Genomic DNA, 11,963 nt, shown 5'->3' with positions numbered 1-11,963 from the left:
CGCGCCCCCGGTCCGCCGCCGGCCGCCGACACAGGAAACGAACAACGGGAAGGTGGTCCCGCATGCTCTCCGCGAGTCCGACTCAGCACCCAGACCAGCCCGCGCCGGGCGGCCCGCACGGGAACGCTGTGCAGTCAAACACAGTGCAGTCCAACACCGGGCAGTCAAACACCGTGCAGCTCCGCTCGTCCGGCGTCGCCCTGATCGTCGAGCTCGCGGAGCCGGTGCCTAGAATCCTGCACTGGGGGCGGGACCTCGGCCCGCTCACGGACGCCGGCCTGGCGGCACTGCGGCTGACCGCGGACTCCGCCGTGCTCAACGGCAACATCGATACACCCCGCCGGTTCACCGTCTGGCCGACCGAGGCGGACGGCTGGCTGGGCACTCCGGCGCATCAGGGCCATACCAACGGGACCGGCACCACCCCGCGCCCCCGCCTCACCGACGCCGAGCTGCCGAGCGACGCGGAACTCGTCGTCACACTGACCGACGACGTGTCAGGACTCGACATCACCCTGAGCTACGTGCTCGACGCGGCGGGCGTCCTCAAGGTCGGCTCCACGCTGACCCGGCACACCGACGGCTTCGCCGCTGACTACCAGCTCGCCGAGGTCACCACCCTCCTTCCGCTTCCCCGGCGCGCCGCCGAAGTGCTCGACTTCACCGGCAAGTGGTGCCGCGAACGCGCACCCCAGCGCCGCCCGCTCAGCTTCGGCGGCCACCTGCGCCAGTCCCGGCGCGGCAAGCCGGGCTTCGACTCGCCCTTTCTGCTCGCAGCCGGCACGCCCGGCTTCGGCTTCCGCGCCGGCGAGGTGTGGGCTGTGCACGTCGGCTGGAGCGGCAACCAGCGATACATCGTCGACCAGCTGCCCGAGGGCGCGGGCGAGCACGCCGCGGCGCTCGGCGGCGGCGAACTGCTCAAGCCCGGCGAGATCAGCCTCGCGCCCGGCGAGAGTTACCAGACGCCGACCTGCTACTTCGCCTGGTCGGATGAGGGCCTTGACGGCATATCCGAACGCTTCCACCGGATGCTGCGCGGTCGCGAGAGCCACCCGAGCACGCCTCGTCCGCTGCTGCTCAACACCTGGGAAGCCGTCTACTTCGACCACGACCTGGACCGGCTCAAGGCCCTGGCCGACCGCGCCGCGCGCATCGGCGTCGAGCGCCTGGTCCTCGACGACGGCTGGTTCACCGGCCGCCGCGACGACACGTCAGCCCTCGGCGACTGGACCGTCGACGACAAGATCTGGCCGCAGGGCCTCGGCCCGCTGGCCGATCACGTGCACGGCCTCGGCCTCCAGTTCGGCCTCTGGGTCGAGCCGGAGATGATCAGCTTGAACTCCCGGCTGGCCGCCGAGCATCCCGAGTGGATCCTCGGCCCGTCGGCGGGCCTCGGCCCGAGCTCACGCCACCAGTACGGGCTCAACCTGGCCGACCCCGGCGCGTGGAAGCACCTGTTGGAGAGCATCGACTCGCTGGTCGACCGGTACGGCGTCGACTTCCTGAAATGGGACCACAACCGCGACCTGCCCGAGGCCGTGCTCCGCGGCCCGGATGCCGGGGAAGGCGCGAGCGTCGGAGGCGACCGTCCCGGCGTCCACGCGCAGACCCTCGCGTTCTACCGTCTGCTCGGCGCGCTCAAGCAGCGCCACCCGAAGCTCGAGATCGAAAGCTGCGCGGGCGGCGGCGGACGGATCGACCTCGGCGTGCTGGAACACACGGACCGCGCCTGGGCCTCCGACTGCAACGACCCCGTGGAGCGCCAGTCGATCCAGCGCTGGACCGGCCAGCTCCTGCCGCCCGGACTGGTCGGCGCCCACGTCGGCGGGCCGCGTGCGCACACCACGCACCGGATCACCGACCAGTCGTTCCGCCTGGCCACCGCGTTGTTCGGCCACGCGGGCATCGAGCAGGACCTGACCAAGTGCACTGACGACGAGCTGGACCGCCTTGCGAAGTGGGCGGAGCTCTACCGCGAACTACGGCCCCTGCTGCACACCGGAACGGTCGTGCGCGCCGACCTCGCCGCGCCCGGGTATCAGGGCCAGGAGACCGATCCCACGTTCCTGCACGGCGTCGTCGCCGACGACAAAAAGCACGCGCTGTTCTGCTGGGCGCGAATCGGCACCTCGCCGGAGGGCGAGTCAGGCCGCGTACCCATCCCCGGCCTGTCGCCGGAGAAGGACTACCGGCTGCGCATCCGCACCGAAATCGGCGCCCCGAGCTGGCATCACCACGCTCCGCCGACGTGGGTCACCCAAGCCCTCGTCGGCTGGATCGCCGTCCCCGGCGCCATCCTGGTCGGCAGCGGCCTGCCCATGCCCACGCTCAATCCTCAGCAGGCGATGCTGATCGAGTTCTGGGCCGAATGACCGGCATCGGCTCGAGGCCGACCCAGGGCGCGCCGAGTTCGCGCGCCCTGGTTGCGAGTGGCCGGCGTGTCAGCCGGCCGCGGCCTGGATCGCGTCGACGATGTTCGGCCGCTGCCACTGCACCGCGTTGCGGTTCATCAGGCCGAACTGGTCGTCGCCGACGCCGGTGTAGCCGTTGTCCCACACCACGGTCTTCTGTCCGTACTGCGCGGCGTACGAGGTGATGTGCGACTCGAAGTTGGCGACCTCGCCCGAGTTGTCGCCGCCGTTGTACGGCTTGACGGTGGCGCCGTACTCCGTCCAGATCACCTGGATGCCGCGGCTGGTGAACAGCCGGTTGGCGTTGTCGATGTCGCCGTCGGGCAGGTAGTTCATCGAGCCGTCCCAGGTCAGGTAGTCCGGGGCAGTGGTGGAGCAGAAGGCCCACGGGTTGTACGTGTGCAGCGACACCGCGATGTTCGCGCCTGCGGGCACCGTGAGGTTGTCCGCGCCGGTCTGCGCGTTCGCGCCGTACGGCGTCACGATCAGCCAGCGGGTGGCGTCGTTGCCGCCGGCCCCGCGTACGACGTTGACGAAGTCCTGATTCAGGGTGTTGATCGGTCCCCAGTTGTCCGAGGTGCCGCCGCCGTAGCGGTTGCCGCCGTTGGCGTCCTGGGGCTCGTTCATCGCCTCGAACAGCAGGTGGTTCCCTTCGCCGTTGAAGTAGTTCGCGATCTGCGTCCACAGCGCGATGAACTCCGGCTCGGTCGTGCCCATGGCCTCGTAGCTCGGAATCAGCCAGCTGTCGCCGCCGCCGTCGTGGTGGACGTTGATGTCCACGAACATGTTGTCGCTGATGGCCCAGTCCACGACCTGCTTGAGCCGGGCGAAGAAGGCGGGGTCGACCGTGTAGTTCGGCGCCCCGCTGGTCATGTGGTCGTACCAGGTCACCGGGATGCGCAGGTAATTGAACTTGGTCGCGATCAGGTCGATCATCGGCTTCGTCGTCGCCGGGTTGCCCCAGCAGGTCTCGCCGCAGGTCGCGTCGAAGGAGTTGCCCAGGTTCCAGCCGGCGTGGACCTGCGACCAGAAGCCGCCGCCGGGGCCGCTGGGGCTGCCGGTCGGGCCGGTGCCGCCGTTGACCGTCCAGTGCTGGTTGGCGGTCTCGTCGCAGTCCCAGATCTGCAGGTAGGAGCTGTTCGCGCTGCCGTTCGCGTCGAGGCACTTGCCCGAGTTGGGATTGGTGATGTCGCCGTTGGGATTGATCGTCCACCGCTGCGCGCCGGTGCCGTTGCAGTCATAGAGCTGCACGCGGGTGCCGTTCGCCGTGCCGGCGCCTTGCACGTCGACGCACCGGCCGGAGTTGGGGTTGAGGATGGACCCGTCCGAACGCACCTGCCACTGCTGCGCGACGGTGCCGTTGCAGTCGTAGATCTGGACGACCGTGCCGTTCGCGGTGCCGGCGCTCTGCGCGTCGACACATCGGCCGCTCTGCTGGCCGACGATCGTGCCGGGGACGTTCGTCGCCGCCGACGCCGTGCCGACGACCGCCCACGCCGTGGCTATGGTCAGGGCCGCGGCTGCCGCGACCGCGGTCGCCGCGCGCCAGCTGCGGCGACGGTGGCGGTCAGGATGCTGATGAGGGGTCTGTCCCGGGGCGTTGCGGTGCATCGTCGGTCTCGTCTCTGCGTGAGGAGAGGGAATGAGCTTTCTCCCACGGCCAGCCGAGTCGCCGATGTCGGGGCCGGGCATCTGCTTGTCACTACCTACTAGGTACTAGGTAGTGCCTGAGTTCGCAAAGTACCCGACGTCGGATCAGCCGACAAGAGGTCTGATCAGTCCGAGTTCCCGGAGCCCTGACGGCGCGTCGAGAACGAGCCCGTCACGCTGTCTGCCGCGGGCCGAAGAGCATTTCGGCGGCCGCCTCCCACGCCTCGACGAGATCCATGGTCTCCGGAGCGCGCAGCCATTGCACCTGCAGGCCGTCCATCATCGCCACGATCTGCCGGGCGAGGACCTCCGGACGGTCGGTCAGCTCCGTGGCGAGCGCGGAGAACGACGAGACCACTCGCGCCTGGCGCGCCGCGAAGTAGTCGTGCGCCGGATGGCTGGGGCTCAGCGACTCGGCCTCCAACACGGCGAACAGCCGCACGATCTCAGGCTGCTGAGCGTTGCGGCGCATCGTCGCGGCGCACAGCTGTCGCAGGTCGACGTCCTTCGGGCCGCCGGCCGACCACTCGTCCGGCACCTCGTCCTCGCCGACGCCGAGCTCTGCGCGCAGCGACTGGGCGTCCTCGACGTCGCGGTGCTCGAGCACGGCGACGAGCAGCCCGGCCTTGGAGCCGACGTAGTGCAGCAGACCGGGGACGGTCAGCCCGCACTGGTCTGCGACGTCCTGCATGGACAGGCCCCAGAAGCCGCGTTCGGCGATCAGCTCGCAGGTCGCCGCCATGATCTGCCGTCGGCGCTGGGCCGCCGGCAGCCGGGACCGAACCCGCCGGTACCTCGGCGCCGCCTCAACCATGCTCACCCGCACCCTTCCGCCAGGACACCGCTCGTCGGGTAGCTGCTTCAGGCTAGCCGCCATACCGGTGGGGCGCCTTCTGAGATACGGACCCTTTTGAGAGGCGAGAAGGGGTGGGCCGCCGTGGAGGAGGACGGCGACCCACCCCGCACTGCTTATCCGGCAGTGCTTATGCGGCGGTACTCATCCGAGTCGGTCGTCAGCAGGAGCCGACCGGCTTCCAGATGTTCCAGGCGATCGCAGAGCCCGGAGTCACGCCGGTGGACCAGTAGAGCGAGGTGTAGTTCTCGCCGTTGTACGAGACGTTGTTACCCGGGACGTAGGACGTGTTCACGCTCCACGCCGGGTAGCAGCTTCCGCCGGTGCCACCGGTCGGCGACGGCGACGGGGAGGGGGAGTGCGACGGGCTGGTGCTCGGCGACGGGCCCGGGCCGTTGCCGCCTCCGCCGAGGAAGATCTTGGTGAAGTCCAGCGGCGACTGGCCGATCTCGGAGCAGGAGGGCAGGCCGTTGGCCGACCCGCCGCAGGGCTGGTCGCGGTCGACCGACCAGAAGGCCAGCCGGCCGATGCCGTTGCTGCTGGCCCAGCTGACCAGGGTTTGGGCGTTGGCTTCGCTGAACACCTCGGCGGAGTTGTCGTTCTGCCCGATCATCGGGGTGACCCCGATGTTGGCGTAGCTGTCACCCGGCCAGTCCGCGCGCGCCTGGCTCAGCGTGCTCTGCGCGGCCTGGATCGCTTCCTGGCCCATGTCGCCGGTGAAGGAGGACCCGTAGTCCATCGCCATGACGTTGATCAGGTCGATGCGGGTGCCGTCCTGCTTGGCCAGGTTCAGGAACGCCACGCCGTCCGAGGCCAGACCGGTCGGCAGCACCGGCAGCGTCGCCGACACCACCAGGCCGGGGTTGGCTGCCTCGAGGCCGTTGATCGCCTGGAAGCGCACGTTGTTGTTGCTCGTGTAGTCGAGCGTCGCGCCTTCGATGTCGAAGTCGATGTGGTTGACCCCGAAGTGGCTGATCACCGACTGGTACGCGGCCTGGAGGCTGGAGGCCGTGGTACAGGTCAGCGCCAGCTCGCTGCCGCCGGAGCCGCCGAAGGACACGATCGGGGTCGCGCCGTCCGAGCGGGCGGTGGCGATCTCCTGGTCCATCGTCGGGTCGTTGGTCACCGGCAGCGTGTCGCCCCAGATCGGGGTGCAGCCCGAGCCGATGACGAACGCGGCCGTGTAGTTGTGCAGGCCGGCCTGCGTCGCCGCGGAGTTGAGCATCGGCTCCTGGTTGTTGGACATGTCCACGTACGGCGCGACCTGTATCACGGCGGCGTTCGCGGGCGCTGCCGCGACGACCGTGGTGAGCACCATGCCGCCGGTGGCGACGAGCGCTGCGGATCCGGCGGCTATCCAGCGCGCTCTGCCGCGCATAGACAGTACTTTCATCGGTTTTTCTTCTCTCAATGGTTCGTCGGTCGGCTATGCCGGCGACGAGTGGTGGGGGTGGACACGGTCCGTCCGCTAGCGGGGTTCAGCGGCGGCTGACGATGGTGACCGCGCGCCGCGGACGCCCGAGGTTGAGGCGTCTGCGGCGCGCGGGAGTCAGCTGGTCGTCAGGTGCATGCACCGTCCGACTTCCAGATGTTCCAGGCGATCGCCGACCCCGGAGTCACGCCGGTCGACCACCATTCGGAGGTGTAGTTCACGCCGTTGTACGAGACGAGGTCGCCCGGGACGTAGGACGTGTTCGCGTTCCACGCCGGGGAGCAGGTCCCGCCGCCGGTCGAGCTGGGGCTGGGACTGGGGCTGGTCGACGGGCTCTGCGAAGGCGACGTGCTCGGGCTCGGCGAGGTCGACGGCGAAGAGGTGGGGCTCGTCGTCGGGCTCGCGCTCGGGCTGGGCGTCGTGCACGAGCTCGGCGCGGTACCGAGGCTGTTGGCGACGTCGTTGAACAGCACCGGGTTCGACGGATCGAGGTCGTACAGGCTGAACATCATGACCCCGCCCATGCCTTGGCAGTGCATGTAGTCGATGTCGGCCTGGATGGACTGCGCGGACTCTCCGGTCCACCAGTTGCTGCCGTCATAGAAGTAGGCTGCTTCGGCGACCGGGTCGTAGAAGGTGTCGGCCGGATTGTCGACCACCCCGGCGAGTTCCTTGTACATGTGGATGCCGGGGACGTTGCCGGAATCCGCCGCCCCGGTCGCCGCCCCGGACGCCGGTTGGAACAGGCCGTTGACACCGGCGTTCGCCACGCCCGTCCAGCCCCGGTAGTAGAACGGGATTCCCATCGTCAGCTTGCTCGCGGGGAACCCGCCCGGGATGTTGTAGGCGGGGGAGCCGTTGACCCAGTCGTCGACCGCGTTCGAGATCGAGTATTTCTCGCTGCCGGGCGCGACCGCGGACGACGGGTCGCCGGGGTCGGTGAAGATCGGGTTCTGGAAGTTGGTCGGTCCGTTGGACGGGCCGGTCGGGTTCCAGGCCACGTGCATGTCGTAGCTCATCAGGTCGCCGAAGGTGAGGTACTGGGCGATCTGGTTGGTCTGCACCAGGCCGATCTTGTCCTCGCCGGACGGCAGCGCCGCGCTCAGGTAGTAGGTGTGCCCGGTGCTCTGCTGCAGCGTGTTGAGTTCGCTGCGGAACTCGGCCAGCAGCGCCGTGTAGTTCGCGGTGTCGGCGGGGGAGGTGTGGTTGCCGACGTGCCCGCCGGACGAGCCGGGGTACTCCCAGTCGATGTCGAAGCCGTCGAACAGGCCCGCGATCGCGCCGGCCGCCGGGGTGACCCCGTAGTCGGCGTCTGGCGGCAGGTTGCCCTTGAGGAACATGTTGACGCACGAGGAGACGAAGTTCGTCCTCGAAGTCGCCGAGGCGGCCGCGTCGGAGAAGTACTTCGAGTAGGTCCATCCGCCGAGCGACAGCAGGATCTTCAGGTTCGGATAGGCCGCCTTGAGCTCTTGCAGCTGGTGGAAGTTGCCGGCCAGCTGGCCGGAGACGTCCGCCGTGCCGTTGACCGCGTTGGCCGCGGAGAACGGCGTGCCGTAGTCGGCGTCCACGTCCCCGGCGCCGTCCCCGGCGTTGGGGTCGGTCTCGCCGGCCGGGTCCTGGTCGACCCCGTGCTCCGCCTCGAAGCACTGGAAGCTGGTCGGGTTGATGTTCTCGAAGTCGTAGACGAGGTAGCTGATGTGGTTGATCTCCCCGGAGGAGACCAGGTCCTTGAGGTAGAAGGCGTTCTGGTAGATCGACCACTGGTCGTAGTAGGCCACCGAAATGCCGCCGGACGACACCGCCGCCTTCGCCGCGGGCGACGCCTGCGCCGCCCCCGACACCAGCACGGTCGCCGCGACCACCGCGCCCGCTGCAACACCGGTCAGCGCGCCGAACGCGGCGCTGCGGGATCTCTGCCTGAGCATTCGCAGGTCCTTTCGCCCCTCTTGCTCCGTCAGTTGTCCGCGTTTGCGTTGAGGCGCCGACAGGTCAGGACGATGCCGCCCCGCGGGGTTCCGGGCACGGCGTGACCTCGCCTGCCCCGGCCCGAGGGCGCTGAAGGGGGGAACGTGCTTGCAGAGGGCAGATCAGGCGGAACGTCGCGGCACGAAATCACGCCACACCGGCGCGACCCGTGACCGCTGATGCGGCTCGGCCTGACACGCTCCCCGCCCCCTGAACGCCAGGGCCGGGATGGGGCGTGCGCCGACGCCTCTTCGCCTATTGGGTAACCGTGCCGAACGGTGGGGTGGGAGATCGACGCTGTGACGTGGGTGTGCGCCAGCCTCTGACCACAGTGTTCGGCACCGAGATTCAAAATGGACTAGACCACCGCTGCCGTCAAGCGCCCGTCGGGTAACGGATCGGTCACGGGTGCCAGTATCGATGCCGGCCCAAGGGAGAGGTCGGGATTTCCGCGCCGCCGCCTGGTTGACGCGGCGCACCCCGCGTGCTTTCTTGAGCGATGCGACAACGTTATCACGCCCATGATTCAACAAACACTCTCAGAAACTTGCAATTTCCGAACACTTGAGACCGGCACAGCGCAGCGATCTCCCCGCGCACTCGTGGCCTTCGAGGCCCTCGTGGAGGAACCGTGAGAAAAGCGCTCGTCATCGACGCGGCCCTCGCCGCGCTCACCGCGGCTGGAACCGCATGATCGGCCGTCGCCGACGCCTCGCCGCCGGGCACGTCGGCGGCGCGTGCCTCGACGTGACCGGTCAGAACACCGCCCCCGGCATGAAGATCGAGTCGTGGTCGTGCAATGCCGGCGAAAACCAGCGCTGGATGCGGTCCGCGAACGGCGAGCCGGTCAGCGCTCAATCAGGGCTCTGTCTCGACGACCCTTCTCCACTGCTTCTGGCAACCAGCTGGAGATCCGGACCGGGAACGGTGGCGCGAACCCGGGGCGGACCGTGCCCTAGCCACCGATCTCGGCCCTGACCCGGCCGGAGCCCATGCCCGCCAAGGGGCCCGGCCGTTCCCCTCCTCGCCTAGAGGAGACCCCCTCCTCACCTACAAGGAGACTTATCCGTGCATATTCGGAGCAGAACGGCGGTGATCGTGCTCGCCTCGGCACTGGCGACGGCGGGCGCGGCGACCGCATCGTGGGGCGCGCAGCCCGCCCCCGCCGTGAGTACCGCCATCACCATCGACGGAACCCAGGGCGGGCGCACCTTCGACGGCATCGGCGCGATCAGCGGCGGCGGAGGGAACTCGCGGCTGCTGCGCGACTACCCCGCGGCCCAACAGTCACAGATCCTTGATTATCTGTTCAAGCCCGGATACGGCGCGGATCTGCAGATCCTGAAGGTGGAGATCGGCGGCGACGCGAACTCCACCGACGGCGCCGAACCCTCCATCGAGCACACCCAGGGCACCGTCGACTGCTCGGTCGGCTACGAGTTCTGGCTCATGCAGCAGGCCAAGGCGCGCAACCCGAACATCAAGTTCTACGGTCTGGCGTGGGCCGCGCCCGGCTGGGTCGGCAGCACCTTCTGGACGACCAGCACCATCAACTACCTGAACTCCTGGCTCGGTTGCGCGAAGGCCGACGGCGTACCGGTCAGCTACCTCGGCGGCTGGAACGAGCGTGGCTACAACAAGCCCTGGTACGAGCAACTGCGCTCCGCCCTCAACTCCAACGGCAACTCGAGCGTGCAGATCGTCGCGGACGACAGCACCCCCTGGGTCGCCGCCGACGACGCGGCGACCGACCCGTCGTTCAACTCGGCAGTCTCCATCTTCGGCGTGCACTACCCGTGCGGCGGCGACGGCGGCAGCGCGACCAGCTGCACCGGCTCTTCGACCGCCGAAGGGCTCGGAAAGCCGCTGTGGGCGAGCGAGAACGGGTCGCAGGACCAGGATTCCGGCGCTCCGGCGCTGATCCGCTCGATCACCCGCGGCTACCTCGACGCGCAGATGACCGCGTATATCAACTGGCCGTTGATCGCCGCGATCTACCCGAACCTGCCATACAACACGGTCGGCCTGATGACCGCGAGCCAGCCGTGGTCCGGCTGGTACAGCGCGGGCACCAGCCTGTGGGCGACCGCGCAGGTCACCCAGTTCACCGCACCCGGCTGGACATTCATCAACTCCGCTTCCGGATACCTTGGCGGCAACCGCACCAACGGAAGCTACGTCAGCCTCAAGTCGCCGAACGGCACGGATTACTCGACGATCCTTGAGACGACCACCGCCACCGCCGCGCAGACGGTGACCTTCAGTGTGCGCGGCGGCCTGTCCACCGGCGCGGTCCACATCTGGTCTACGAACGTGAACTCGCCGAACGCGGCCACGGACTTCGTCCACGCGCAGGACGTCACCCCAAGCGGCGGCACCTACACGCTGACCCTGCAACCCGGCTACGTGTACACCGTCACAACCACCACCGGCCAGGGCAAGGGCACTGCGACCTCCCCGGCCAGCAGGACACTCGCGCTGCCTTACACCGACGGCTTCGATCAGGACGCCACCGGCACAGAGGCCGCCTACCTGTCCGACATGCAGGGTGCGTACGAGGTCGAACCCTGCGCCGGCCGAGCAGGACAATGCGTCCAGCAACTGGCCCCGGTCAAGCCGGTCGAGTGGCAGGGCGACTCCGACGCGTTCGCGCTGCTCGGCGACACAAGCTGGTCCAACTACACGGTCAGCTCCGATGTGAACCTCGAGCAGGCCGGCACGGTGGAGCTGTACGGGCGGGCCAACTCCCAGTCGCGCCCGCAGTCGCATCAGAACGCGTATCTGTTCCGCGTCTCGAACACCGGCGCCTGGTCGATCGTCAAGAGCACCACCTCCGGCACCCTGACCACCCTCGCCAGCGGCACGACGACCGCGCTGGGCACGAACAGCTGGCACACCCTCGCGTTCAGCCTGCAGGGCTCGACGATCAGCGGCGAGATCGACGGCAGGCCGGTCGGCTCCGTCACCGATGCCTCGTATCAGAGCGGCCAGGTCGGCATCGGCGTCGTGGGCTACCAGACCGACCAGTTCGACAACCTCTCGATCGTCCCCGGCTCCGGTGGCGGCACGACCAGCGGTCCCATCACCTCCGGAATCACCGGCAAGTGCGTCGACGACTATCAGAATTCGAGCACGAACGGTGGCAAAGTGGATCTGTGGACCTGTAACAGCAGCGCCGGGCAAACCTGGACGCTGAACAACGGAACGCTTCAGATCAACGGAAAGTGCATGGACGTGACCGGCCAAGGCACCGCGAACGGCACCCTGGTCGAGCTATGGACCTGCAACGGCGGCGCCAACCAGCAGTGGACGGCGTCCAACGGCGCCCTGGTCAGCGCCCAAAGCGGCAAGTGCCTTGACGACCCCGCCTTCTCCACGACCGACGGCACCCAGCTCGAAATCTGGACCTGCAACGGCGGATCGAATCAGAAATGGACCCTGCCGTAGAAGCCTGACAAGCGAATTCGTTTCCTGACGCGGCGGGCCGGAATCCCCGGCCCGCCGCTCACCTTGTCCCGCGGGACTGACGCCCGCGGCATTGACGCAACCCGTGGAGCGGCTTATCGTGGGCGCACGTTCATTCACGTAATGGCATTTCACATGTATGAACGCCGCTTCGTGCTGGGGGCAGCGCAGCGGTGAGATTTCGCAC

At 68.5% G+C, this 11,963-nt stretch carries 7 protein-coding genes; 3 read left to right on the top strand and 4 right to left on the bottom strand.

Going from position 1 to position 11,963, the window contains the following annotated elements; genetic code table 11:
* Positions 1–62: 62 nt before the first annotated feature.
* Positions 63–2,372: an alpha-galactosidase gene (locus tag VGZ32_RS10335; RefSeq protein WP_326885694.1), complete on the top strand. Its 2,310-nt coding sequence runs from the start codon at positions 63–65 to the stop codon at positions 2,370–2,372.
* Between the two features lie 69 nt (positions 2,373–2,441).
* Here the strand turns inward: VGZ32_RS10335 and VGZ32_RS10330 are convergent, their stop codons facing one another.
* The 4 genes from VGZ32_RS10330 to VGZ32_RS10315 form a co-directional block, all read right to left on the bottom strand.
* Positions 2,442–4,022, bottom strand: a complete 1,581-nt coding sequence (locus VGZ32_RS10330) for a cellulase family glycosylhydrolase (protein ID WP_326885693.1) — start codon at positions 4,020–4,022, stop codon at positions 2,442–2,444.
* 211 nt (positions 4,023–4,233) lie between these two features.
* Positions 4,234–4,875 (bottom strand): TetR/AcrR family transcriptional regulator, encoded by a 642-nt coding sequence (locus tag VGZ32_RS10325; protein ID WP_326885692.1) that lies wholly within the window; start codon positions 4,873–4,875, stop codon positions 4,234–4,236.
* Positions 4,876–5,074: 199 nt separating this feature from the next.
* Positions 5,075–6,307, bottom strand: a complete 1,233-nt coding sequence (locus VGZ32_RS10320) for a chitinase (protein ID WP_326885691.1) — start codon at positions 6,305–6,307, stop codon at positions 5,075–5,077.
* A 167-nt stretch (positions 6,308–6,474) separates the two neighbouring features.
* Complete coding sequence (locus VGZ32_RS10315; RefSeq protein WP_326885690.1) at positions 6,475–8,271, bottom strand: glycosyl hydrolase family 18 protein; 1,797 nt, start codon at positions 8,269–8,271, stop codon at positions 6,475–6,477.
* Positions 8,272–9,001: 730 nt separating this feature from the next.
* On the opposite strand from VGZ32_RS10315, the gene VGZ32_RS29050 reads away from it, so the two are divergent.
* Together VGZ32_RS29050 and VGZ32_RS10310 are read left to right on the top strand one after the other, a co-directional pair.
* A complete protein-coding gene (locus VGZ32_RS29050; protein ID WP_414642529.1) occupies positions 9,002–9,289 on the top strand; it encodes a ricin-type beta-trefoil lectin domain protein in 288 nt (95 codons plus the stop codon).
* A gap of 90 nt (positions 9,290–9,379) precedes the next feature.
* Positions 9,380–11,758: a ricin-type beta-trefoil lectin domain protein gene (locus tag VGZ32_RS10310; RefSeq protein ID WP_326885689.1), complete on the top strand. Its 2,379-nt coding sequence runs from the start codon at positions 9,380–9,382 to the stop codon at positions 11,756–11,758.
* Positions 11,759–11,963 lie beyond the last annotated feature (205 nt).

Origin of the sequence: Actinocrinis sp. (genome assembly GCF_035938995.1) — a bacterium.
Taxonomy (GTDB): domain Bacteria; phylum Actinomycetota; class Actinomycetes; order Streptomycetales; family Catenulisporaceae; genus DASZGI01.
Note: the sequence above shows the minus strand (reverse complement) of the source record. Positions and strands in the feature narration are given on the sequence as shown.

Coding starts and splice junctions, on each gene's coding strand:
- VGZ32_RS10335 (WP_326885694.1), top strand. CDS start 63: ATGCTCTCCGCGAGTCCGACTCAGCACCCAGACCAGCCCGCGCCGGGC.
- VGZ32_RS10330 (WP_326885693.1), bottom strand. CDS start 4,022: ATGCACCGCAACGCCCCGGGACAGACCCCTCATCAGCATCCTGACCGC.
- VGZ32_RS10325 (WP_326885692.1), bottom strand. CDS start 4,875: ATGGTTGAGGCGGCGCCGAGGTACCGGCGGGTTCGGTCCCGGCTGCCG.
- VGZ32_RS10320 (WP_326885691.1), bottom strand. CDS start 6,307: ATGAAAGTACTGTCTATGCGCGGCAGAGCGCGCTGGATAGCCGCCGGA.
- VGZ32_RS10315 (WP_326885690.1), bottom strand. CDS start 8,271: ATGCTCAGGCAGAGATCCCGCAGCGCCGCGTTCGGCGCGCTGACCGGT.
- VGZ32_RS29050 (WP_414642529.1), top strand. CDS start 9,002: ATGATCGGCCGTCGCCGACGCCTCGCCGCCGGGCACGTCGGCGGCGCG.